Source organism: Pantoea sp. VS1 (genome assembly GCF_002207995.1).
In the GTDB taxonomy this organism is placed as follows: Bacteria; Pseudomonadota; Gammaproteobacteria; order Enterobacterales; family Enterobacteriaceae; genus Pantoea; species Pantoea dispersa.
In genome coordinates this window covers 438134-461076 of the sequence record NZ_NHZE01000045.1, presented here as the reverse complement: position 1 = coordinate 461076, position 22943 = coordinate 438134, and the positions used below count along the sequence as shown (strand labels likewise).

The window sequence follows — 22943 nt, the reverse complement described above, 5'->3', positions numbered from 1 at the left end:
AACAGGAGAAGCATTATGCCAGCGTACGTGCACATCAATCTGCGTGTTATCGACCCTGACAGGCAGTCTAAACTCGCTCCCCGGTTTCAGGCAGCTCTGAAAGAAGCCGGCGGGCGAATTCTGCATTTTGGCACCGTCTCGGAGGTTCTTGAAGGCGATGAGGTGCCTCTGCCATTAGCTGGCGTATTTGAGTTTCCAACCCTTAACCAGGCATTAGCCTTCTACAACTCTGAAAAATACGCCCCCATCAAGGCCGAACGCCGGGAAGCTCAGGAAGCACGAATGTTTATTGTCGAAACCGACTGAGATCTTTTCCCGGAATACAGACAGATTCTTTTGAGTACATGCTGTGCCTCCTAAGGCTTTGCCAGGAAACCAAAAATATCCTGCGCAGAGCCTGTTTATGATGAAGACAAAACCTGCATCCCTGGATAGGGTATAAAAATAAGATTCATATAAATCAGTCGTTAAGTGCAACTCTTGATTCCAGATCACAAAAAACTGTTGCCGTTTTCAGTACGCCATAACAGCGGTGAACCCGTTTTCGCATCAGTGCGCCGATGGTTACCATTTTAGGTTTGCCCTCGAGACACATTTCCTGGTAGATATTACGCATCCGTTATTATTAATTTTTCCGTATTGGGCAGACATGTAGAGCTTTGCTCTGAGCTGTCGACTTCAGCAGCGCACAATCCCGTTTCAGGTCTGGGCTGGCCTGAATGTCCGCTTTAACCTGCCGTTCAATATTTCTCACTTCTTCATGGGGCAGCTGCGCCATTCTGATGCATGAACTGATGACGTCAGCAGGCGTGTCAGTAGACTGATATTTTTCGAGCCGGTTTTCCCCCGCATAGCGTCAGCCAGCAGCACATCCCAGCAAAACCGACTGGAAACATGATTTCACTCCTCTTACATAGAGTGTCACGCCAGTTCGCCTGGTATATACAGAGTCGTGCTCACGGAGACCCGGTCCGATACGCCCGGAAAATCTGACGCAGGTATTGACGCGCGCGAACCCGCTGCGGTCTGGATGAAGCGGACAACCCGCCCACTTTCCATGAGATCCGCAGTTTATCGGGAAGGTTATATGAAGCGCATTAGGGTGAGGTGTTTACACAGCGGTTACCGGGTTATAAGAATCTCTCGATGTGACAGAAGTATCCCGACCTCCGTGGCGATGAGTACTTACTGGTATGAGGCACAGGCAATTACGGACAAATTCCGCATATTTTCGGACAGGCGAAAATCTGACCTTGCAAATCATGCCGTTGTGGATATGCTATATACATAGCATATACGTTTCATATAAAGGCCAGCTATGGGTATCGTCAAAATTTCAGATTTAATGCATGAGAACCTGCGCATCGCCAGCACGGCGCTCAGTCGTTCGATCAACGCGCAGGCGGAGCACTGGATGAAAATCGGCATGCTGGCCGAACTTTATCCGCAGCTCAGCCATCAGGAACTGACGCGCCTGCTGATGCGGGTCGAACGTGATGGCGGCGCTGAACTGGCGCAGCTGCTTGACCAACCTTCCTTTATTCCGCAGGGAATCGCGCAATGAGTATTAAACTGCATACCGCTGAAGAGATTGAACGGGCGCGCGCCGCCGGTCACGCCGCCGCCAAAGTGCTGGAGATGATCGCGCCCTGGGTGAAACCCGGCGTTACCACCGATGAACTGGATCGCCGCTGTCACGACTATATTGTCAATGAGCTAAAGGTCATTCCGGCTAACATTGGCTATCAGGGTTACACCCGTACCGTTTGCACCTCGGTTAATCACGTGGTGTGCCACGGGATTCCGGGCGAGAAAAAGCTCAAAGACGGTGACATCGTCAATATCGACGTGGCGGTCATCAAAGACGGCTGGTACGGCGACACCAGCCGCATGTATTTCGCTGGTCAGCCGTCGGTACGCGCTAAGCGCCTGGTTGACGTGACGTATGAATCAATGGTGGCAGGCATTCGGGTGGTGAAACCCGGTGCAACGCTGGGCGATATCGGTGCGGCTATTCAGCAGGTCGCTGAAAAGGCAGGTTTTTCCGTGGTACGCGAGTATTGCGGTCACGGCGTTGGCGAGATCTACCACGGCGATCCACAAATCCTGCATTACGGCACGCCGGGCCAGGGGCTGGCGCTGCAGGCTGGCATGATTTTTACCATTGAGCCCATGATTAACGCCGGTAAAGCGGGCACCAGCGTGCTGTCCGATGGCTGGACGGTGGTGACCAAAGATCGCTCCCTGTCCGCGCAGTGGGAGCACACTGTTGCCGTCACGGATACCGGCTTCGACCTGCTCACACCCTGGCCGGAGGGGACCGGTGATTACGCCGCGATCGTTTAACATCTGCCAATCGTCCAATCTGTGATCTCTATTGTAGTACAATCAAAATAGATTGTACTACACTGCTAACTCATGACGATTTATATCGCTCATGTGCAATATCACTATCGGCATAGTTAATGCTTCCGCGTGGCCGAAATAAAATGATTTTTATTTTTCGGCTGCACTTCATTTATTGCTTAGCAAGCGAAACAGATCATTCATGACATCGCTGCCCTTGCGCCCGTCTGCCGGCGCGGAGTGGCGTAATGCTGCGTGACGAGGTGGATATGATAAGTTCCGATGTTTCTGGTTCTACGTTGAGTCAATTAAATAAGCGCATCATCCCGTTTATCGTAATCTGTTATTTTGTCGCTAATCTCGATAAAACCAATATCTCTATCGCTGCGCTGCAAATGAATGCCGATCTCGGGCTTACCACCAGCATGTACGGCCTCGGTGTCGGCATGTTCTATATTTCCTACATTCTTTTCGAAATTCCCAGCAATGTCATTATGACCAAAGTCGGCGCCCGGCGCTGGATAGCGCGCATTATGATTACCTGGGGCATTGTCAGTACCGGCATGGCGCTGGTTCATAGCGCCAATCAGTTATATGTGATGCGTTTTTTACTCGGTATGGCCGAAGCCGGTTTTGCGCCGGGTATTATCTATTATATTTCCTGCTGGTTCCCTAAAAGTAACCGCGCACGGGCAATGTCTTTCTTTTATATGGGATCGGTGGGCGCGTCGATTATTGGTCTGCCCATTTCCGGTGCCATTCTCAATATGCATGGCATTGCCGATATCGCAGGCTGGCGCTGGCTTTTCGCGCTGGAAGGCATTCCCGCAGTGGTGCTTGGTTGTCTGGTGCTGTGGCGCTTACCCGATAAGCCTGACGATGCTGTCTGGTTAACTACACCGCAAAAACACTGGCTGCGTCAGCGCCTCGAACAGGACAATCTGGGTGTTACCCTGAATAAGAACCACTCCTGGCTGCAGGCATTAAAAGATCGCACGGTGTTATTGCTCAGTCTGGTATGGTTTTTACAGGCGTTCGGTTCCATCGGCATTACGTTGTTCATGCCGTTGATTATTAAAAGCATGGCTGCAGAGCAGAGCAATTTTATTATCAGCCTGTTATCCGCCCTGCCCTTTGTGATGGCCTGCGTATTTATGTATTTAAACGGACGCCATTCCGATCGCAGCGGTGAACGCGCCTGGCATATGGGCTTGCCATTAATTTTATCGGGCCTGGCATTAACCGGCGCGATTTATTCGGGCAGCCTGTTGCTGGCCTATATTTTGCTGGTCTTCACCGTCGGGCTTAACTTTGCCCTGACGCCAATATTCTGGGCCGTGACCACAGAAAAATTAGCTGGCGTAGCCGCTGCGGCATCGATTGCCTTTATCAATACGGTGGCAAACTTTGTCGGACTGGGTTTACCGCCGCTGCTGGGAAAAATGAAAGATGCGACGCAGAGTTATCACTCAGGATTGCTGATTGTGGCGATAGCGCTGATTGCCGGCGGTATTCTCGGTATTATTATCGCCCGTCCATCGGGCGGTGCCGGTGCCAGCAAAACCCGCGCGCCGCATGCCGAAACCGGGCACTGAACGTGATTACGGCCCGCCTGCGGGCCTGACACTGGCCATCGCCTCTATCACCTCAGTCATGCGCTGAATCACCATCTGCGCCGCCCGCGATAGCTGGCGCGACGGTGCAGTACACAGCGCCAGGGTCAGCGGTCGCATCACGCTGTGCCTGAGCGGTACAAAGCAGAGCTGGTTCTCCTGCACCTCGGTCATCACGTCCAGCAGGCTCAGCACGCTGATGCCGGTGCCCTGCGCGATCAGGCTGCGAATCAGGCGGATGTCGTTACAGGCGATAATGTTTTCCGGCGCCAGGCCCTGCTTGCGGTACAGCGCATCGACACGTTCGTGGACTACCAGCGCGGCGCCAGGCACAATATGTCGCTCATGACTGAGCTCACTGAGCGACAGTAGCGGCCTCGTGCTAAGCGGATGGTCAGCGGCCATCACCACGCCCATCTCCAGTTCGGCAAACGCCAGCACTTCCAGTCCGCTCTGCCCGGCGGGATCGAGAATCAGGCCAAAATCGATTTCCGACTGGCGAATCATCTGGCTGATGCGGTGGCTGTTGTCCACCGTCAGCTCCAGCCGCAGCCACTGATGCTGGCGTGCGATATCGGCGATGGCGTCTGCCACGCTGCCTTTGGTCAGCGACTGCACCAGCCCGGCCGTGACGTTACCGCGCTTGAGTCCCTGTATATCATCGAAACGCTGCCGCGTGACGCGAAACTCACGCTGCCAGCGCATCACATCGTCATACAGCAATTCTCCGGCGGTGGTCATGCGCAGCCCTTCCGGCAAACGCTCAAACAGCGGCGTACCAAAACTCTCTTCCGCCTGCAGAATCTGCCGGTTAATGGCAGAAGCGGAAACGTGCAGTTGCTCAGCGGCTTTGCGCAAACTGCCGCTGCGCGCCACTTCGGCAAAATAGACGGCAAAGCGGGAAAACGGGCTCATTGCTCACCTGTACGGTTTTTTGCAACACCTGGCTGCATTCTTGCTGATGGATTTGCACAGACAAGCATATTAACAATGTCCTGACAAAAATGAAGCCTTCTATTTCGCCTTATGTGAGCACCTGACAGGACAACAGCATGAATAACATTACGCCTCCCGCACATTGCACGTTTGAACCTGATGACTGGCTGCGTCTGGCGCGACAGTGGCATCCGGTTGCCCGTTCCTGTGATATCGCCGGCGCACCGACCAAAGCGGTGCTGCTTGACGAGCAGCTGGTGCTGTATCGTCTGCAGGGTCAGGTGGTAGCGGCACGCGACGTTTGCCCGCATCGTGGCGTCCCGCTGACGCTGGGTTTTCATGATGAAGAGGGTATCGTCTGCCCTTATCACGGCTTGCGCTTCGGTGCCGGTGGCCGCTGCAATCGCATCCCGTCCAGCCCCGACCAGCCGATTCCGGCCAAGCTCAATCTGATCAGTTACGCGGTGGAAGAGCGCTTTGGTCTGATTTGGGTGTGCCTCGCGCCGGATGCTGACCAGCCCGCGCCGCTGCCCACCATGCCGCACTGGGATGATGCCGGTTTTCAACAGATCAACTGCCCCGGTTTTGAGGTCAACGGCTTTGCCGGACGTCAGGTGGAAGGTTTTCTGGATGTGGCGCACTTCGCCTGGGTGCACACGGAAACCTTCGCCGATCCCAACAACCAGGTAGTACCTGCCTATAACCCGGTCGAAACCGAGACCGGCTTTGCCGTGGATTACTGGAGCTCAGTGAGTAACTTTGCCGCTGACAGTACGCAGCAGGCGCCGGAAGGATTTAGCTGGCTGCGTCATTTCGAGATGCATCTGCCGTTTACCGCCACGCTGACCATTCATTTCCCCGGCGAATCGCGCCTGGTGATCATGAATGCCGCGTCGCCGGTGTCGGCGCGCAAAACGCGCATGTTTGCACCTATCGCGCGTAATTTTGACCTGCACATCCCGGTCGAAGAGGTGCACGCCTTCAATCAGCGCGTGTTCGAGGAAGATCGCCTGATGGTGGAAACCCAGCAGCCGGAGCGTTTGCCGCTTGACCTGGCTCTGGAAGCGCATATTCCGGCCGATCGCAGCTCCATTGCTTATCGTCGCGGCCTGAAGCGCATGGGCTTCGGCGAATTTTTCCTGGTGTAAGGAGGCAACGATGAGTGATCTGCTGAATGTGGTGGTGGATGGACTGTATCGTCAGGGACGTCACAATCTCAGCGTCACGCTGGTGGCAGAAAATGGCCAGCCGCTGCCGGACTGGCAACCGGGTGCGCACATTGATGTCCACCTGCGTGATGGCCTCATACGCCAGTACTCGCTGACCGGACGCTGCGATAACGCGCGCGGCTACCAAATCTGTATTGCCCGCGACGGGCAATCACGCGGGGGATCGCGCTACGTGCACGACACGTTGCGCCCCGGCCAGACGATTGCGATTTCGCCACCGCGCAACCTGTTTCCTCTGCAACCGGCCGCTAAAGTCATTTTGCTGGCGGCCGGAATTGGCATTACGCCGCTGTACGCCATGGCGCTGGCGCTGGAGGCCGCCGCCGTGCCTTTTGTACTGCATTACTTTGTGCGCCAGCGCGGTGATGAAGCTTTTGCCGCCGAACTGGCGCAGCGTTTTCAGCATGGATTTTGTGAAATCTGGTACAGCAGCGAAGGCCGCAGCGCCCGTGATTATCCACCGGCGGAACTGCTTGATGCTGCCGCCGACACGCATCTGTATCTGTGCGGGCCGGAAGGGTTTATGACGCACATGCAGCAGCAGGCGCTGGCGCGCGGCTGGGACAGCACCAATATTCACGCTGAAGCGTTCAAACCTGTCGCCCGCACGGCTGGCGCGGAAGAGGGCTTTACCGTGACGCTGGCACGCAGTGGGCAGCAATGTACCATTCCGCCTGACAAAACCATTGCCACGGTGCTGCTGGAGCATGGCGTCGACGTTCCGCTCTCCTGCGAGATGGGCATGTGCGGCGCCTGCCTGACGCGGGTCACCGCCGGAGAGATCGATCATCGCGATACCGTGCAGTCTGACAACGAAAAAAGCGCCCCGGAGCAGTACATCGCCTTGTGCTGCTCGCGCAGCAAATCGGCGGAACTGGTGATTGATCTCTAGGGCGCGCGGCAAAATGACTTAATCCGTGCCGGAAAGCTCAGGTTCCGTGCGCAGCACAATGGCTTCTTCTGCCGCCTGTGGCAGCAGCTGCAGCAGCCTGCTGGCCATCTGGCTTTCCTGCTGCAGGATGCGCCGCACGATCCTGACATCCTCCCCCTCTTCCGCCTGCTCTGCGGCCACCAGCAACGTCGAGTAGGTGGCGATTTTATAGTTACAGAACACGTAGCTGCTGACGGCCACACGGATGCCCTCTTCATCCTGCAGCATATCGCTGGCGGCCTGACCGACCGCCGACATCCGGCCTAACGACTCCTTCAGCACCGACCAGCTGCTGTCATACTGGCGCAGCAGCGTTTTCACCTGCTGCTGCTGCTCACGACTTTGCTCAAGATACTGCTCAAGGCGCGTCTGCAACGCGGGATGCTCCGTCAGGCGCAACACCGCCGCTTTCAACAAGCTTTCCGCGTGTTTTTCCATAGCATGCGCATCGCGCAGCCAGTCCAGATACACAGATTCCTTCGTCATGTTTCGCTCCAAAGTAAAGTGACACCGGCCAGGCACATCAGCCGCGTTGGATGCTCGTCACTGAGCCGGCAGCACGCTCTTACCTCATCGCTTTCAGGCTGTTTATCTGAAAATAAGCGAAGCGCTAATTAAGTCCAGGCGAACAACTTAATTAAACGTAGCAAGTAAGCGCAGCTGTGCAAGAAAGGTTTTTAAGAATTGCGACAGCGGATAATTGTCATAACCTCATCGAATCACATTAGCGTCGCTAAAAGAATGCTTCCCTTTATGAAAGTAAAATGTTAACAATTCCACCCCAGATGTTTTGCCGGAATAAATCAGCTGGAATTGACTCATAGTTAAACAACCAACGTGCTGTAAATTAAAAGTTAAGATTATTCCTGGCTTGATTATGGTAAAAACATCGCTACATTTATTTTTGCTTCATGCGGGTATGAACTGAGAGGAAAAAAATGAAGGATCCAAAGAAGAAACCTGAAGAGGAAGAAAAAGTGACGCAACGTCGTGGGGGTTCAGGCAACTTCGCAGCCGATAAGGAGCGCGCGGCTGAAGCAGGCCGCAAGGGTGGTCAGGTCAGTGGCGGTAACTTTAAGAACGATCCACAGCGTGCCATTGAAGCCGGCAGGAAGGGAGGAAAGATCAGTCGTCGTAAATAAGACTTTCCCCTCTTAATACTGATTTAACCTCGATAACCTTTGGCACCACACTCTCCTGACATTGAGTTTACGCTTCGCTTAAATGCGTTATAAACCTTGTCAGGAGAGTAATTTTCTCGCTGGAAAACAATTAATCGATCAAATCTTCAGCGATCCGGCAGCATTTACCGCTTCGCTTATAATGCCTCAATTGCATCGTTTATTTACCACGAATTTAAACCATTGCTTATTTAACTAACAAATCCGCAGCGGCTATATTTGTACAAGCCACACAGACTTGTACACTTTTATTTAAGCGGTTTTTATAACCTGCGCTGATATATACACAAGCTTACAATTAGCTAACTCCGCATTATTAAAGGGATAATTGCATCTGCGATGCACCTTACCGGGGTTAATCCGCCGCTATCCACTTGATATCCCCTCTGTTTTAGCTAAATTCTCCCTTCAGGCTCACACACGCGTCGTTTACCCTGACGCTAAGGAAACCCATGAACGCTGAACTCAATGACTGTATCGCGCTGTGCTATCGCTGCGCGACCGCCTGCGACCACTGTGCGGCGGCTTGTCTGCTGGACGCTGACGCCAGTGAGATGAGCGTCTGCATTAGCCTGAATCAGCAGTGCGCGGCGCTGTGTCGCGTAACCGCCCAACTGCTGGCTGCCCAGAGTGAACTGAGCGAGCAGCTCTGTACCATCACGTCGATGGCCTGTCAGCTGGCCGGTTGGGAGTGCCAGAAGCACCAGCATCCGCACTGTCAGACCTGTGCTGAAATTTGCCTGCAATGCGCAGATAGCTGCATGACGGTGGGCATGGCGGAATAAGGGATTGAGGTACCGGGCGGGCGGTGGCAGGTCGCCAGTGCAGCGACTGGCGACCTGGCTTAATGGTCCTGCATCACCAACCCGCCATCGACATACAGCGTCTGGCCGGTGACAAATTCGCTCCATGCTGATGCCAGAAACAGCACTGGCCCGGTGATATCCGCAGCGCGCGCCAGTCGTCCGAGCGGCGTTTGCGCCGTCAGCGCGTGGCGGACCGCTTCTGGCGTATGCTGACTGGCATCGGTGGGATACACCAGTCCCGGCGCCACGCAGTTCACCCGAATGCCCAGCGCCCCCAGTTCGGCCGCCAGCGTCCGGCTGAAGCCCGTCAGCGCGGCTTTTGCGGTGATATAGTCGTGATAAGCCACCGCTGGCCGGGCGATCAAATCACTCACCAGATTGATGATACTGCCGCGCGCGCGGCGGCGCATCAGCGGCAAGGCCGCCTGACACACGTTGTAGCAGGCGTTCACTGCGCCATCAAACTGCGTCTGGTAAGCGGACCAGGACGTTTCCCAGAAGCGCTGGCGCTGGTCCGGATCGAAGCGATAAGGTGCGAAGGCATTGTTCACCACCACATCCAGTCGCCCGGTAGCGGCCTCGATCTGCTGCATCATATCGGCTACCTGTGCGGCACAGGTCACATCGGCGGCAATCGCCAGTGCACCCCCGCCCTGTGCTTCACAGGCCGCCACCACCTGCGCAGCGGCGTCGTGATTACGTAAATAGTTGACCACGACAAACGCGCCTTCGGCGGCAAAGGCCTGGGCAATGGCGGCGCCAATACCGCGGCTGGCGCCGGTCACCAGCACGGTGTAATTGCTGAATTTCATTGCGTTTCTCCACGCCCGCTCAGTCAAGATAGGGCGCATAGTGTTCAGCGGCCGTTTCCGCCGCCTGTTCGATTTCGCACAGGGTGACCAGATCCAGCAGGCTAAAGCGGCCATCGTGATGCCAGCCCGCCTCCGGTGAAGTCATGTTACCCAGCGCCGTGATGCGCGTGACGCCCGCCGCACCGAGCTGCGCCGCCAGCCGAAACAGCACCTCGGGCGCGGCCGCGAGGCCAACGCTTTGCAGATACGCGCGCTGCGCGGCCACCCAGTTTACCGTCTCCTCCAGCGTATCCACGGCAATCACCTTCAGCGTACGTCCGAGCGCGCCCGGTTGTAGCGGCTCCGGCTTGTCGACGTACACCACCGCCCAGGCATCGTGCTCATCGCCGTACAGCGTGCGGTCACCGCTCAGCGCACGCATTTCCTCCGCGTTGCGCCACGCGGCCACAGCCTGACTTTCACCCAGCGTCAGCGTCGCGCGCGGATAGCGCTGTGCCAGCGCGGCAAGTTCATGGGCGAGGTAAGCAGCAAACTCCTGCGGCGTCACCCGGCCGCCGCGCTCAATAAACAGCGCCTGCGGCGAGTAACAGCCGGCCTGGTCATAGCGCATCACATCGTAAGCCACCTGACGCGCCAGCGCCGTACCGCGCCGCACGTCCAGCGCCGACCGCGCCACCATGCCAAAACTGATTTTGTGGCCATGCGGCAGAAAGCGCGTGGCTGGCGGCAGACGCCGCTGCATCGCCGTCAGCGCGGTTTCTCCGCCATAAGCCATCACCACGTCTGCCTCGCGGAACCACTGCTGCTCAGTGCGTTCATCACCGCCCTGCCACCATACAACGGCCAGACAGTCGCCCAGCTGCGGATCGATCTCCGCCAGCAGCTGGGCGAACCAGCCCGCCATCAGCGGCTCAGCGCTCGCTACTTTGCCCACGCTTCCCGCCTTCACCAGCAGGCCGGCAATCAGGCTCCACAGCGACAAACCCGGCACATTGCCGGCCCAGATCTGCAGCAACAGCTGCGGACCAAACGCGCGGGCAAAGCCGCCTTTTGGCCGCGGCTGAAAATCGTCCAGCATCTGCACGTTGCCGAAATCCTCCGCCAGAAAACGCCGCAGCTGCGGTTCACGGAAGGTTTTGAGATAGCCGGTTAAACCGAGCCGCAGCATCTCGGCGTCATAGCCGGTAACCAGCGGCAGCAACCGCTCCGCCTGCTGGCGCAACGGGTGCGAACGGTCAAGCAGGCGCGCGATGGCTTCATCAATCAACGCAGTGATGCGCGCTACGCTCAGGGTGTGCAGGTAGCGGCGCGCGTTATCGCGTACGCTGGCCGCCAGCGTGGCAATCTGCGCCTCGGACAGCACCGGCACGCACACTTCCAGCGCGCTGCCCACATGGCCAAAGTGCAGGCTGTGCCACGCCACCTCGCTGTGGCGGATGCCCGGCAGATGGCCGGCATACACTTTCATGCCCGTGCCTGCGCAGCAGCGAGAAACGATTCCATCGCCAGCGAGCAGCCTTTGGCATCCGCGCCTGCGACGCGGCCCAGCAGCTGAAACCCGCCGGGCACCATCACGCCGGCATCTTCGGTCAGAATGGCGGAAACAGAATTGAAATGGGCGAGATCGTGATGCACCAGTACGCCTGTCTCACCTTCCGGCACGTCCGCACCGGTCAGCGGATTGACCACGCGCGTGCGGATCCAGTGCGGTCCGGATTTCACCGGCGGGCAGATTTCATTGCCGGCATCGTAAAACTGCGTGCTGAGTTCAGTCATGCCGTACATATTGATGCAGTGCGAACGCGGCACGCCGAGCGTCTGCTGCAGCGCGCTATAAAACGCTTCCGCCGCAACTTCACGCGACTGGCCCTTAAAACCCCCGGTGTCGAGGATGCGGCTGCCCAGCGGCAGCCTGAAACGCCGCTGCTGACGCGCCAGTTCGTCCAGCAGATGGACAAAACTGTAGCTGGCACCCAGCAGGGCATAGGGTTGGCCGCTGGCCTGCGCCTGCTCCAGCGCGGCGATCAGACGCGGCAGTTTCAGCCCCTGCGCATCAACCATTACTTCGCTGTCTGGCGTGCCGCATTCTTGCATCGCCAGCGTCAGATAATGGGCCAGCGAAGAGTTGGGCAGCTCGCTGCTGTGCGGAAACAGGATCGCCATCGGCAGGCGCGGATATCCGGCCATAAAGCGCTGGCGGAAATTGATCAGCATCGAGCGATCGTAAACCGCCAGCGTCGGGTGATAGCTGCGCCCCCGGCCGGTCCCCGTGGTGCCGCTGGTCATAAAGATATGGGGAATCTCCGCCACCGGACGGCAGCTCAGCGTCAGATCTTTAAACGCCGTAATCGGCACCGCCGGAATCTGCCGCCACTGTTTGACCGTCAGCGGCGTGCGGCCGCGCTGGCGGGCGAAGCGGGCGTAAGGAAGATTGTGTTCGAATTGCCACGCGAACAGCTGCAGCGCCAGCTGGTTGAAATCCGCTTCCGTGGTTTCCTGGCGCTGCATAAACGCCAGCAGCGCGGCAATGATTGACGCTTCGGTCATGAAGGTGCCCTCTTTGGACTGCGGCATAACGGCCAGCCAGGGCCTGAGAAATGCGCAGGATTCGCAGAAAGGCGCAAAGAGGGAATGAGGGCGTGCAGTGACCCCGGTTCCACATCCCTACGCCGGTATTAGCCGGATCAGGTTCAGAGGGTCACTACGTTGCCGGCCGTGACAGCCGCGCGGGTAGAATCTCAGCCCTCTAACAGGGCACCCCTTGGAACAAGCTGCATTCTGGGGTCGGAACGGAGGGCATGTCAAGGCGGGAAGGCGCAGACCCCCCGCTTCAGCAACGCGATTATTAACGTGAAATATCACTCACAGGAGCGCGATCAGCCCGGCTGACGCAGGCAAAGCGATCGCTGAGCAGCGGATAGTTTTGCGCATCCGGCAGTTCAAAGTGCCACCATTCGGTGGGCATCCCGACAAAACCGCCGCCGAGCATGATGGCGTTCAGCAACAGGCGATGGCGCTGCGCCTGCTGCGGCACGTTGGGATGGAACGGGTGCGACTTAGCAGACATGTCGTCAAACCCGGTCCCCATTTCCAGAATGTTGCCCGCCTCATCCACCAGCGTCACATCGATCGCCACGCCACGGCTGTGATTCGAGCCCCGCGCCGGTGGCACCACATAATCCGCGTCGGGACAGGCATCCCACAAGTGCCACTGCGCCTGCTGCGGACGATACGCGTCCAGCACCAGCAGGCGAAATCCCGCCAGCCGGGCGATGTCACTGCTGCGGCGCAGCGCGGCGGCGGCATCCGGATGCAGCAGCGCCTGCGCGTCGCGATAAATAGCATACCCGGCGATGTTATCGGCGGTGGCGTACTTCAGATCAAACATCAGGCCTGGCAAGGTGGCAGCCAAATCGATTAATTCAACGTCCTGCACTGTACATCATCCTGTTAATTGTTAGCCGGCAGCGTAAACGGCTGGCGCGGCAGCGTGGTGAGTCGCTCTGCGCCCTGTGCCGTGACGCGCACGGTTTCACTGAAGGCGAGGCCCTGCGCTGAAATATACATGTGAAATACCATGTTTTCCTCCAGTAACCACGGCGCCTGAGGATGAAAACAGCAGCTGAAATCGCTCGGACGCGGGGTGCGCGTATACAGACCCAGCGCATAACCGGTGATGTTGCTGTAATCCTCACGCAGCCCGGCGCTGAGCACCGCCTCACGCGCGACGGCATCCACCGTGCAGGCCGCAACGCCCGGCTTCATCGCCTGCAGCTGGCGATCCTGAATGGCGATCAGCTGTTGTGCCAGCGCCGCGCGCGCCGCAGAGATTTCACCGACAATCAGCGGACGCATCAGGCGCGCGCTGTAGTGCCGCACTTTTGGGATCAGCTCAACGTGCAGCACATCGCCCGCTTGCAGACGCTGCTCATGGCCGCTGGCATGCAAAAAACCGCTATCGCCGCTGGCGATAACAATCGGTCCGGTTTCACCGCTGTCAGCGCCAAGCCGCAGAAATTGTTCCGCCGCCAGCGCGGCGACATCACGCACGCGCCAGCCGCCCTGCACCTGCGCACTCAGCTGGGCCAGCGTGGCATCGGCAATGCCGGCGGCCTGGCGTAAGCTGGCGATTTCAGCCTGAAATTTAACGCTGCGCAACCGGTCGCTGAGACCGCTGACCTCACACCAGCGCACCCCGGGCAGATGGCGCGCCAGCTGCTGCCAGCTATGCACCGTCATGCCGTAGGATGCATAATCAGCCCCCAGTCGCGCCCGCTGATAGCCGCGCCGCGTCAGGCTTTGCGCCACCGCCAGCCACGGATCGTCTTCATCACGGTACGCGTCAATCGCCAGCTGCGGTGACTGCGCGCGGCACGGCGCGGCATCCAGCTGGCGCAGCACCATCCACGGTTCGTCCTGCAACGGCACCAGACAGGCACGATAACGCGTTTCCGACACGGTAAAACCGGTTAACCATGCCAGCAGTTCGCCATGATCGATCAGCATCACCTCAATGTCGGCGGCGCGCATGGCGCTGCGCAGCCGTGACAGCGCGTCGGCGATCATGACGCCGATTCAACCGGCTGGCAGATGTCGAGGATCGCCAGCAAATAGATACGCACCATATCGAGAAACTCACTGATCTCGACGCGCTCGTCCGGCATGGTGTTGTACTTGCCGCCGGGCCCGCACACGATGCCCTCCATGCCCGCATGCTGATACAGGTGCGCCGCATCGGTACCATAGAAGGCGGGCGGCGTGATCACCCCGGTGGGCTGCGGCGTGCCGCGCACAGTCTGCCAGCCGCGATTGACCGCTTGAACAATCGGCGATTCCGGCGACACCTCAAACGGCAGCATGGTGGGTTTATCGCGCAGGCCGTCATCGAACAGCTGCGCCTGCAGACCCGGATAGCGCTGGCACAGTGCATCCAGCAGGGCCTGCAGGTCGGCCAGCACACCATCCACCGTTTGCCCCGGCGCAAAGCGGGCGGAGCCTTTCAGGCGGACAAAATCCGCGACCTGCGGCGGCCGCCACTCCTGCAAATCACGCCCCAGCGCACCGTGAACGGTGCCAATATGGCCACGGTTAATTTTGCGGTGTTCTGCGCTTTTCGCTCCGCTGAAGGTGATGTTATTGATCTGCGGAATCAGTTCAACCGCCGCCGCAATCGCGTCGACCGCCTCTTCACGCTTTGACAGATGGCGCGTATCGCCGGTCAGTTCAATGGTGAACATCAGCGAGCCGGCATGCATGGTCAGTGCCTGTAAATCCGTGGGTTCGGCATTGATGAAATAGTCGGCGCGTACGCCCTGCTCAATCGCCGCCAGCGTACCGATGCCGCCCTGTAACTCGCCGACCACGTAAGTGAGGATCACGTCGCCCCTGAGCTTCACGCCGGCATCAATCAACGTCTTCAGCGCGCAGAAATAGGCGGCATCGCCCGCTTTCATGTTAGAAACGCCGATGCCGTAAATAAATTGCTCGTCGATTTTTCCCGCCCAGGGATCGACGGTCCAGCCTTCGGTGACCGGGTTAGTATCAAGATGACCGTTGAACAGCAGGCTGTGGCCGCCTCCGCTGCCGGCCAGCCGCCCAATGGCGTTCAGCCGATCGCTGGCCACCGGCTGCAGCTCAGTCTCCAGCCCCAGCTGCGCCATCTGTTCTGCCATATAGCGGGCTAATTCGCGCTCGCCCTCGGTGGCGCTGTAACTTTTGTGCTGCACCATTTTTGCCAGGAAAGCGAGGCAGTATTCACGATCGATGTGATGAATTAACTGTTCAGGGTTCATGCGCTTCTCGTTATGCCACGGATTGGGTCAGATCAGGGATGTGCACGGCATCAAGCAGTGCACGGGTGTAAGGATGCTGTGCCTGCGCCCGCATATTCTCGCCGGGCAGCACTTCCACCACATCACCGCGATACATCACCGCCACGCGATGCGCGATCTGGCGGATGAGATTGAGATCGTGGGTGATGAACAGATATGCCGTGCCGTAGCGACGGCGCAGCTCCAGCAGCAGCTCGATAATGGTGGCCTGCACCGACACATCCAGCGCCGCCGTGATTTCATCGCAAATCACCAGGTCCGGCGGGTTAGCGAAGGCGCGTGCAATCGCCACGCGCTGTTTTTGCCCGCCCGACAGCGCGTGCGGATAGCGGCTGGCAAATTCCGCAGGCAGCCGCACTTCCTGCAGCAGACGCGCCACCGCCTGCGCCTCGCTTTCTCCCGGTGGCAGTCCATACAGCCGCAGCGGACGGGCGATAATTTCGCCGACGGTCATGCGCGGATTGAGTGACGCATCCGGATGCTGAAAAATCATCTGCACGCGGCGGCGATACGCCGGGTCCATCTGCGCGCGGCCATATAACGTCGCGCCGCAGAAGTCGATGCTGCCACTGAACGGCACCAGGCCGGTTATCGCCTTGCCGAGTGAAGATTTACCCGAACCGGACTCGCCGACCACGCCGAGAATTTCGCCCTGATGCACCGTCAGCGAAACCGCATTGGCGGCCCGCGTCGTGTTCGCTTCGCGTTTCAACAGCCGATCGAGCACGCCGTGCTGGCCATAATCAATCGTCATCGCCTGCAGGCTGAGCAGCGGCTGACGGCCGGCCGCATCCGCGACCAGCCGATGCTGCGGATCCGGCACCGCGGCAATCAGTTTGCGCGTATACGGATGCGCGGGCGCGCTGAACAGCGTGCGCGTCGCGGCCTGCTCGACGATGCGGCCCTGCTCCAGTACGCACACGCGGTCGGCCACTTTCGCCACCAGCGCCAGATCGTGTGAGATATACAGCGATGCGACGCCGGTCTCGGCGCGCAGTCGCTCGTAGAGATCGAGGATTTGCGCCGAGCTGATGACGTCCAGCGCCGTGGTCGGCTCATCAAAAATCAGGCAGTCCGGCTGGCAGGCGAAGGCGGTAGCGATCAGGATGCGCTGCTTCTCACCGCCGGAAACCTGATGCGGATAGCGCTGCATCATGCGTGCCGGGTGCTTCAGCTCGACATCGCGCAGCAGCGATTCCCCCAGCTGCTGCGCTTCGCGCGCTGACAGCCCACGATGACGGCGCAGCACTTCGGTGACCTGTTCACCCAGCGTCAGCGTCGGGTTCAGCGATGCGCTGGGATCCTGAAAAATCATGCCAAGCTTTTTACCGCGCAGCGCCATCAGTTGGTGCGCTGGCAACTGCAGCAGGCTTTCGCCGTTCAGCCGGATATCACCCGCCTGCTCGCGTGCGTTACTGGCCAGCCAGCGCATGATCGCCCAGCCAAGGGTGGTCTTGCCGGAGCCAGATTCTCCTACCAGCCCCAGCACTTCGCCCGGCATCACCTGCAGGGTGATATCGCGCAGTACCGGCAGCGAATGGCCGCGCGCTAACGCATAATCGAGGCTGTAATTGTCCACCGACAGCACCGGGTTGTGCGGACTCTTCATTTGTGGCTCCCTGGATTTAGCACATCACGCAGGCCATCGCCCAGCAGGTTGAAGCCAATCGCCACCAGCGCGATAGCCAGACCGGGGATCATCATCATCCACGGTGCTTTAAAGAAATAGCTGCGCGCCTCGGACACCATCAGCCCCCACTCTGGCTCGGGCGGCTGCGCGCCGAGGCCGAGAAAGCTCAGCGTGGCAAACAGCATGATGGCGAATGCCACGCGAATGGTGGCTTCCACGATGATCGGCGCGAGAATGTTCGGCAGCATTTCGCGCAGAATGATGTAGTAACCCGCTTCGCCACGCGCGATGGCGGCGCTGATGTAGTCCTGCTGACGCGCCGCCAGCGCCACGCTGCGCGCAATGCGCACCATGCCCGGCACGAAGGCGATGGTGATGGCCAGCACGGCGTTCATGCTGCTCTGCCCCAGGGTGCTGACAATCAGCAGCGCAAACAGCAGGCTGGGAACCGCCATCACCGCATCCATGGTGCGCATCAGGAATTCATCCACATTGCCGCCCAGATAGGCGCTGGCGGTGCCCAGCACCGAGCCAGTAACCATCGCCAGCGCGGTCGCCAGCAGCGACAGCAAAATGGTGGATCGCGCGCCGACCAGCACCCGGCTGAAAATGTCACGCCCCAGCTGATCGGTGCCGAACCAGTGTTCTGCGCTGGGCGGGCGGTAACGCGTCAGGATGGAGATCGCTTCCGGATCAAACGGCGCCACGTGCGCGCCGCCCGCCACCATCAGCAGCGCCAGCAGCAGAATCAGCACACCCGCCGCACCCTGCGGCGAGCGCAGTAATCGTTTCAGTATTTCAGGCATAGGAAATCCGCTTATCGAGCATGACGTAGGCCAAATCCGCGAGGAAATTCACCACGGCATAGGTTGCCGCGAGGATCATCACGCCGGCCTGAATGGTGGGCAAATCGCGCGCCTGTACCGCGACAATCAGCTCCCGGCCAATACCGGGAATGGCAAAAATCTCCTCCACCACCACAATCCCGCCCAGCAGATAGCCGACGTCGAGCGCCACAATGGTGATGGTGGGCAGCAGGCCATTGCGCAGTGCATGGCGCCACAGGATGCGCCGGCGCGACAGGCCTTTCAGCCACGCGGCGCGAACGTAGTCGGTGTGCAGCACGTCAACCATTTCTGAGCGCACCATGCGTGAAACGTGTGCCACCAGAATCAGCGCAACGGTGATCGACGGCAGAATCAGGTGCTGAATACCGCTGATAAAATTTTCGCTGAGCGGCACGTAGCCGGTGGCGGGCAGAATCTGCCAGACATCGGCAAACAGCAGCAGCACCAGCGTGGCGGTGACGAATTCCGGAAACGAGATACCCATGTACGAGATCACGCTGACCAGCACATCGGCGGTCTTACCGCGCCGCACGGCCGCCCAGATGCCGAGCGGAATAGCGATCACCAGCATCAGTAACAGGGCGCACAGCGCCAGCAGCAGCGAGCGCGACAGCGCCGTCAGCAACGTTGGTCCGACCGCCAGGCCATTGCGCATCGACACGCCAAAGTTGCCCTGCAACGCCTGCGTCAGCCAGTGCCAGTATTGCAGCCAGGCGGGCGCATCCAGCCCAAGCCGCGCCCGCACCGCCGCCAGCGCTTCCGGCGTGGCGTTTTGTCCCAGCAGCGTGACCGCAGCATCGGCGGGCAGCAGCTGAGTGATGCCAAACACCAGCAGCGACACCACCAGCAGCGTGTAAATCATCAGCAGCAGGCGTTTAAGCAGGTAACTTGCTGTCACGGTCGCTCCTTACAGGCTGCGCTTTGGCGCGTTAGCGGTCAGCCAGACATGATCGAGGCGGAACACCGCACCGCGCGGATGCAGATGATAGCCCGCCACGTGCTCACGACTGGCAGCCAGCAAATCAAAGAAGGTCGGGATTAATGAGGGCACCTCGTCGTGCATCAGCTGCTGGGCTTTGCCGTACAGCTGGCTGCGCAGCGTTTCGTCATTGGTTTCGCGCGCCGCCATCACCGCACCGTCGAAAGCCGCATTGTTCCAGCGCGTTTCGTTCCACGCCGCTGTTGAGGTATAGAGCAGAGAAAACACCGCATCCGGCGTCGGCTGCATGTTGTAAAAGCCGACGTAGAAATTGCCCTTCTTCCACACCTGATCGAGATAGGTGCTGTGCGCCATGGTCTGCACATTGATACGGAAACCGCCCGGTTTCGCCATCTCCCGCAGGGCAATCCCCAGCTGGGTGCGGGTTGACGGCTTGTCTGAGGCGATAAGCGTTAAATCCAGCCCATTGGGATAACCGGCCTCCGCCAGCAGCGCTTTGGCTTTGCTGTAGTCCAGCGCTTTTTGCGTCAGCTGCGCGTAATACGGATAAGCGGCGTTGATCGGCGTGTCGTTACCCGGCGATCCCAGACCGTCTGCGACAAAATCCACCGATGCCTGACGATCCACGCACAGCGCCAGCGCCTGGCGGACGCGCACATCATTAAAGGGCTTTTGATCGCAGCCCATGTTGACGTTAAGAAACTGGCCGGACGCCACGCGCAGCGGCAGTACGCCCGCCGATTTGGCTAAGCGGGCGAACTCGCTCGACTGCGCACTCAGCATCAGATCGGTATCGCCGGCGATTAGCGCGGAGCTTTCAGCGATAGCGTCGGGATACACCACCACTTCCACGCCATCCAGATACGGCCGCGTGGCGTCGTAATAGTGCGGGTTGCGTTTCACCACGATTTTGCGTTCCGGATCGTAAGACACCAGCTGGAACGGCCCGGCCCCCAGCGAGGCGCTACTCAGCTTGTCGTACTGCCCCTGCGCGATATGCGCCGGGATAATTTTGGCATCCGGATAGGCCAGCATCACCGGCAGATCGGCATAAGGCGCCTCGGTCTCAATCAGGATGGTGTTGTTGTCTTTGGCGCTTACCGTTTTAATCGGGCCGATGTTGTGCAGCGCCGGTGAGGCGTTTTTTGGGTCCAGCAGTGCCTGCAGGCTGGCGACCACGTCCGCTGCGGTGAGCGGCGAACCGTCGCTGAAGCGCAGATCGGGCCGCAGCGTGAAGGTCCACTGGGTTAAGTCGTCGTTCGGCTGCCAGGACTGCGCCAGATCGCCTTCCGCTTTCATCGCCTGCGTCAGGCGGGTTAAGCCGCTATACAACAGCTCTGCCACCAGATATTCCGGATTAACCCGCACCTGATGGGGATTGAGCACGCTAACCGCCTGGTCAACGCTGATGCGCAATACGCCACCTTTACGCGGCGTGCCGCCCGGGGTCGCGCTGGCAACGGCGGCAGCCGAGGCACTGAATGACCAGGGCAGCAGCGCCGCTCCGGTCAGGGCGGTTGAACTGGCGATAAACTGTCTGCGGTTTAACCCTTTCATGGCGCACATCTTCTGTTCCTCGTTGGTTTATTAATTACCCTGGGTTGGCTGAAAATCATTGGCGAGATACGCCAGAATCGACTGCGAAAGTGCAATAACATCTGCCATCGTGGTGTATTCATCGGCGGCATGAATGCGGTTATCGGGACGGGCAAGTCCGCCCAGCAGAATTTCCTGAATGCCGGCCTGCTGCACCCAGCCCATATCCGAGCTGGTGGCGGATCCCCAGGCTTTGAATTCTGCTGGTGGGAAGCCGAAGCCCTGGCTGAGCGCCGCCTGCCAGCGCGGCCAGTGAGGACCGGTGGGATCGGCGACTGGTGCCAGATGGCCAATCAGCTGCAGCGTGACGTCGCTGGCGGCGCTGCCCTGCATCGCCTTATCCACGCACTGCGTCAGCTCCTGCCACACGTCGGCAAACGGCTCTTCCGGCGCATAACGGCGATTAACCAGCAGCTCGAAGCGTTCCGGAATGGTCGAGCCTTTACTGCCGCCGTGCGCGGCGGCCAGCGTCAGTAAGGCGGTGAGCGGCTGGCCCTGATAGTGCGGCGGCGCGGGCATTGCCGAAACCCGCTGTTCCACTTCACCTTTCAGCTGATACAGCGCATTCATCAGCGGAAGCGCGGCCTCAATGGCGTTAATACCCTGCAGCGGATCGCCGGAGTGCGCCGAGCGGCCGCTGACGATAATTTTGATATCGATACTGCCAAAGCAGCCGGCCCAGATGCGCGGCACCGCGCCGCCGTTGAAGCTGAGCAGGTGACCGTGGAATAACTGCTGCTCCGCCAGATAACGAATACCGGGATAAAGGCCGCCCTCTTCATCGGTACAGAGTAAAAACACCGGGTTATAGCGCAGGCGGAGCTGATAGCGCTGCGCGGCCCGCACCGCAGCCAGCGCGGCCACGATGGTGCCTTTCATGTCCGCGGCACCGCGTCCAAACAGCTTATTTTCCGCCACGCTGAGCGCCAGCGGCGGAAAGCGCCAGCCATCACCGGCCGGAACCGTATCGGTGTGAAAGTAGAGATTGCAGTTTTCAGCCGCGCCGGCATCCAGCGCGGCCAGCAGATTCACCCGCTCGCCCTGCGCGCTGCCGTCCGGCGTCTGCCACAGCACGTCGGGCACCGAAACGCGCTGCAGGTTAAAATGCAGCGGCTGCAGCATCGTACTCAGCAGGTCGGCGAATGCTGCGTAACCCAGTCCGGGCGGGAAGCAGGTATCCACCGCCAGCATGCGTTGCAGATCGTCAAGAATCTGCGCCTGATCGTCGGCGATATGGGTCAAAGCGCGCTGTAGTGATGAATTTTCCTGCATAAACTGTTCACTTATTGTATTTCTATATAGTTTATAGATAATGCAAATGAACAGCTGGGGTCAATCGGTAATCGGAAACATGCAAAAAAACTATGACGCGCACGACGTTCCTCAATTCAGTCGCCTGAACGAAGGCGAAGGCGCTCCGCTGTACGAAGTTGTGAAGCGCCATATCAGTGAATCCATCCTGCAGGGCGAGCTGCCGGCGGGCACCATTTTGCCCAGTGAAAACAGTCTGGCGGCAAAGTTCGGTGTCTCGGTCGGTACGGTGCGCAAGGCGCTGGCGGCGCTCACAACGGAAGGGATGCTGATGCGCCGGCGCAAAACCGGCACGGTGGTGACCGGCTGGGCGCCGCTGCATAACCTCAGCCATTTCTTTCACTATTTTCGTCTGCATGACAAAGCGGGCGGTTTGCTACAGTCGGAAACGCGACTGCTGGAGTATCAGCACAGCCGCGCCAGCGCCGACGAGGCCGATAAGCTGCAGATCGCAGCGGGTGACGCAGTGATTCGCCTGAAACGCCTGCGCCGGGTGAAGGGCATTGCGGCCATGCATGAAACGCTGGTGCTCCCTGCCGCGCGTCTGCCCGACTTTCCGCCGGCGGAACAGCTACCGCAGTTGCTGTATCGTTACCTGTTTGAGCAGTACGATGTGCGTGTTGCGGCAGTACGCGAGCAGATCAGCGCCACGCTCGCTACAGAAGAAGATGCCAGCCTGCTGGAACTTGCTCTGCCGCACGCGGTGATGGTGATCGATGAGGTCTCATTTGATCAAAGCGCCACGCCGGTGATTCTTGCACATCACCGTTTCAGCACTGAACATTTTATGTATGTCAATGAGATACGCTGATTATGTAGACGTTTTACTGTAAAGTGTTTCAGATGCGCATCGACGCGCACCTGATTAATTTGCACCAAAACGCAGCGAACGTTGTGAATAACAACCGCTAAGGTGATCTCACTGAACAGGAC

The 22943-nt window shown here is 58.9% G+C and carries 22 protein-coding genes, 1 pseudogene and 1 riboswitch; of the genes and pseudogenes, 9 read left to right on the top strand and 14 right to left on the bottom strand.

What is annotated here, in order from left to right; genetic code table 11:
• Positions 1–15 precede the first annotated feature (15 nt).
• Entirely contained in the window at positions 16–306 is a 291-nt protein-coding gene (locus CBW22_RS19025; RefSeq protein WP_088517520.1) for a DUF1330 domain-containing protein, read from the top strand.
• 154 nt (positions 307–460) lie between these two features.
• On the opposite strand, the pseudogene CBW22_RS26995 reads toward CBW22_RS19025, so the two are convergent.
• A pseudogene (locus CBW22_RS26995) lies at positions 461–873 on the bottom strand (IS110 family transposase); the annotation flags it as partial.
• Positions 874–1318: 445 nt separating this feature from the next.
• Here CBW22_RS26995 and CBW22_RS19015 point away from each other — a divergent pair.
• The 3 genes from CBW22_RS19015 to CBW22_RS19005 all read left to right on the top strand — a co-directional run bounded on the left by CBW22_RS19015 (position 1319) and on the right by CBW22_RS19005 (position 3941).
• Complete coding sequence (locus CBW22_RS19015; RefSeq protein ID WP_010615787.1) at positions 1319–1564, top strand: ParD-like family protein; 246 nt, start codon at positions 1319–1321, stop codon at positions 1562–1564.
• A complete protein-coding gene (gene map, locus CBW22_RS19010) occupies positions 1561–2346 on the top strand; it encodes a type I methionyl aminopeptidase (RefSeq protein ID WP_088517519.1) in 786 nt (261 codons plus the stop codon). Before CBW22_RS19015 ends, map begins: the two co-directional genes overlap by 4 nt.
• 269 nt (positions 2347–2615) lie before the next feature.
• Positions 2616–3941 carry an MFS transporter gene (locus CBW22_RS19005; RefSeq protein WP_249219514.1) on the top strand — a complete coding sequence of 442 codons (1326 nt, stop codon included), beginning with the start codon at positions 2616–2618 and terminating at the stop codon, positions 3939–3941.
• 6 nt (positions 3942–3947) lie between these two features.
• Here CBW22_RS19005 and CBW22_RS19000 read toward each other — a convergent pair whose 3' ends face one another.
• Entirely contained in the window at positions 3948–4874 is a 927-nt protein-coding gene (locus tag CBW22_RS19000) for a LysR family transcriptional regulator (protein ID WP_021508717.1), read from the bottom strand.
• Between the two features lie 137 nt (positions 4875–5011).
• Here CBW22_RS19000 and hpxD point away from each other — a divergent pair, with 137 nt between their 5' ends.
• Together hpxD and CBW22_RS18990 are read left to right on the top strand one after the other, a co-directional pair.
• Positions 5012–6043: a molybdenum cofactor-independent xanthine hydroxylase subunit HpxD gene (gene hpxD, locus CBW22_RS18995; protein WP_088517518.1), complete on the top strand. Its 1032-nt coding sequence runs from the start codon at positions 5012–5014 to the stop codon at positions 6041–6043.
• 10 nt (positions 6044–6053) lie between these two features.
• A complete protein-coding gene (locus tag CBW22_RS18990) occupies positions 6054–7016 on the top strand; it encodes a PDR/VanB family oxidoreductase (RefSeq protein ID WP_088517517.1) in 963 nt (320 codons plus the stop codon).
• Positions 7017–7034: 18 nt separating this feature from the next.
• On the opposite strand, the gene CBW22_RS18985 is transcribed toward CBW22_RS18990, so the two are convergent.
• Entirely contained in the window at positions 7035–7541 is a 507-nt protein-coding gene (locus CBW22_RS18985; RefSeq protein ID WP_041387188.1) for a YciE/YciF ferroxidase family protein, read from the bottom strand.
• 491 nt (positions 7542–8032) lie between these two features.
• On the opposite strand from CBW22_RS18985, the gene CBW22_RS18980 reads away from it, so the two are divergent.
• Together CBW22_RS18980 and CBW22_RS18975 are read left to right on the top strand one after the other, a co-directional pair.
• On the top strand, positions 8033–8197 hold the full coding sequence (locus CBW22_RS18980; RefSeq protein WP_010615780.1) for a general stress protein: 165 nt from the start codon (positions 8033–8035) through the stop codon (positions 8195–8197).
• A gap of 491 nt (positions 8198–8688) precedes the next feature.
• Positions 8689–9021: a four-helix bundle copper-binding protein gene (locus CBW22_RS18975; RefSeq protein WP_058758661.1), complete on the top strand. Its 333-nt coding sequence runs from the start codon at positions 8689–8691 to the stop codon at positions 9019–9021.
• A gap of 59 nt (positions 9022–9080) precedes the next feature.
• On the opposite strand, the gene CBW22_RS18970 is transcribed toward CBW22_RS18975, so the two are convergent.
• The 11 genes from CBW22_RS18970 to CBW22_RS18920 all read right to left on the bottom strand — a co-directional run bounded on the left by CBW22_RS18970 (position 9081) and on the right by CBW22_RS18920 (position 21971).
• The gene (locus CBW22_RS18970) at positions 9081–9854 is read right to left on the bottom strand and encodes an SDR family oxidoreductase (RefSeq protein WP_088517516.1); all 774 of its coding nucleotides are present in this window, start codon (positions 9852–9854) and stop codon (positions 9081–9083) included.
• Between the two features lie 19 nt (positions 9855–9873).
• The gene (locus tag CBW22_RS18965) at positions 9874–11322 is read right to left on the bottom strand and encodes an acyl-CoA reductase (RefSeq protein ID WP_088517515.1); all 1449 of its coding nucleotides are present in this window, start codon (positions 11320–11322) and stop codon (positions 9874–9876) included.
• Positions 11319–12428 carry a LuxE/PaaK family acyltransferase gene (locus CBW22_RS18960; RefSeq protein ID WP_088517514.1) on the bottom strand — a complete coding sequence of 370 codons (1110 nt, stop codon included), beginning with the start codon at positions 12426–12428 and terminating at the stop codon, positions 11319–11321. The genes CBW22_RS18965 and CBW22_RS18960 overlap by 4 nt, the downstream gene beginning before the upstream one ends.
• Positions 12429–12496: 68 nt before the next feature.
• A riboswitch (TPP riboswitch) is annotated at positions 12497–12626 on the bottom strand.
• A 73-nt stretch (positions 12627–12699) separates the two neighbouring features.
• Positions 12700–13290: a D-alanyl-D-alanine dipeptidase gene (gene ddpX / locus CBW22_RS18955; protein ID WP_088517513.1), complete on the bottom strand. Its 591-nt coding sequence runs from the start codon at positions 13288–13290 to the stop codon at positions 12700–12702.
• Between the two features lie 14 nt (positions 13291–13304).
• On the bottom strand, positions 13305–14420 hold the full coding sequence (locus CBW22_RS18950) for a M24 family metallopeptidase (protein ID WP_088517512.1): 1116 nt from the start codon (positions 14418–14420) through the stop codon (positions 13305–13307).
• Positions 14417–15646 carry a M20 family metallopeptidase gene (locus CBW22_RS18945; protein ID WP_088517511.1) on the bottom strand — a complete coding sequence of 410 codons (1230 nt, stop codon included), beginning with the start codon at positions 15644–15646 and terminating at the stop codon, positions 14417–14419. The genes CBW22_RS18950 and CBW22_RS18945 overlap by 4 nt, the downstream gene beginning before the upstream one ends.
• A gap of 10 nt (positions 15647–15656) precedes the next feature.
• Positions 15657–17294, bottom strand: a complete 1638-nt coding sequence (locus CBW22_RS18940; protein WP_088517510.1) for a dipeptide ABC transporter ATP-binding protein — start codon at positions 17292–17294, stop codon at positions 15657–15659.
• Complete coding sequence (locus tag CBW22_RS18935) at positions 17291–18121, bottom strand: ABC transporter permease (protein ID WP_088517509.1); 831 nt, start codon at positions 18119–18121, stop codon at positions 17291–17293. Before CBW22_RS18935 ends, CBW22_RS18940 begins: the two co-directional genes overlap by 4 nt.
• Entirely contained in the window at positions 18114–19061 is a 948-nt protein-coding gene (locus CBW22_RS18930; protein WP_021508731.1) for an ABC transporter permease, read from the bottom strand. The genes CBW22_RS18935 and CBW22_RS18930 overlap by 8 nt, the downstream gene beginning before the upstream one ends.
• A gap of 9 nt (positions 19062–19070) precedes the next feature.
• Positions 19071–20669 carry an ABC transporter substrate-binding protein gene (locus CBW22_RS18925; protein ID WP_058758669.1) on the bottom strand — a complete coding sequence of 533 codons (1599 nt, stop codon included), beginning with the start codon at positions 20667–20669 and terminating at the stop codon, positions 19071–19073.
• 21 nt (positions 20670–20690) lie between these two features.
• Entirely contained in the window at positions 20691–21971 is a 1281-nt protein-coding gene (locus CBW22_RS18920) for a M20 family metallopeptidase (RefSeq protein WP_088517508.1), read from the bottom strand.
• A 79-nt stretch (positions 21972–22050) separates the two neighbouring features.
• Here CBW22_RS18920 and CBW22_RS18915 point away from each other — a divergent pair, with 79 nt between their 5' ends.
• Entirely contained in the window at positions 22051–22821 is a 771-nt protein-coding gene (locus tag CBW22_RS18915; RefSeq protein ID WP_088517507.1) for a GntR family transcriptional regulator, read from the top strand.
• Positions 22822–22943: the final 122 nt, after the last annotated feature.

Coding starts and splice junctions, on each gene's coding strand:
- CBW22_RS19025 (WP_088517520.1), top strand. CDS start 16: ATGCCAGCGTACGTGCACATCAATCTGCGTGTTATCGACCCTGACAGG.
- CBW22_RS19015 (WP_010615787.1), top strand. CDS start 1,319: ATGGGTATCGTCAAAATTTCAGATTTAATGCATGAGAACCTGCGCATC.
- map (WP_088517519.1), top strand. CDS start 1,561: ATGAGTATTAAACTGCATACCGCTGAAGAGATTGAACGGGCGCGCGCC.
- CBW22_RS19005 (WP_249219514.1), top strand. CDS start 2,616: ATGATAAGTTCCGATGTTTCTGGTTCTACGTTGAGTCAATTAAATAAG.
- CBW22_RS19000 (WP_021508717.1), bottom strand. CDS start 4,874: ATGAGCCCGTTTTCCCGCTTTGCCGTCTATTTTGCCGAAGTGGCGCGC.
- hpxD (WP_088517518.1), top strand. CDS start 5,012: ATGAATAACATTACGCCTCCCGCACATTGCACGTTTGAACCTGATGAC.
- CBW22_RS18990 (WP_088517517.1), top strand. CDS start 6,054: ATGAGTGATCTGCTGAATGTGGTGGTGGATGGACTGTATCGTCAGGGA.
- CBW22_RS18985 (WP_041387188.1), bottom strand. CDS start 7,541: ATGACGAAGGAATCTGTGTATCTGGACTGGCTGCGCGATGCGCATGCT.
- CBW22_RS18975 (WP_058758661.1), top strand. CDS start 8,689: ATGAACGCTGAACTCAATGACTGTATCGCGCTGTGCTATCGCTGCGCG.
- CBW22_RS18970 (WP_088517516.1), bottom strand. CDS start 9,854: ATGAAATTCAGCAATTACACCGTGCTGGTGACCGGCGCCAGCCGCGGT.
- CBW22_RS18965 (WP_088517515.1), bottom strand. CDS start 11,322: ATGAAAGTGTATGCCGGCCATCTGCCGGGCATCCGCCACAGCGAGGTG.
- CBW22_RS18960 (WP_088517514.1), bottom strand. CDS start 12,428: ATGCCGCAGTCCAAAGAGGGCACCTTCATGACCGAAGCGTCAATCATT.
- CBW22_RS18950 (WP_088517512.1), bottom strand. CDS start 14,420: ATGATCGCCGACGCGCTGTCACGGCTGCGCAGCGCCATGCGCGCCGCC.
- CBW22_RS18945 (WP_088517511.1), bottom strand. CDS start 15,646: ATGAACCCTGAACAGTTAATTCATCACATCGATCGTGAATACTGCCTC.
- CBW22_RS18940 (WP_088517510.1), bottom strand. CDS start 17,294: ATGAAGAGTCCGCACAACCCGGTGCTGTCGGTGGACAATTACAGCCTC.
- CBW22_RS18935 (WP_088517509.1), bottom strand. CDS start 18,121: ATGCCTGAAATACTGAAACGATTACTGCGCTCGCCGCAGGGTGCGGCG.
- CBW22_RS18925 (WP_058758669.1), bottom strand. CDS start 20,669: ATGTGCGCCATGAAAGGGTTAAACCGCAGACAGTTTATCGCCAGTTCA.
- CBW22_RS18920 (WP_088517508.1), bottom strand. CDS start 21,971: ATGCAGGAAAATTCATCACTACAGCGCGCTTTGACCCATATCGCCGAC.
- CBW22_RS18915 (WP_088517507.1), top strand. CDS start 22,051: ATGCAAAAAAACTATGACGCGCACGACGTTCCTCAATTCAGTCGCCTG.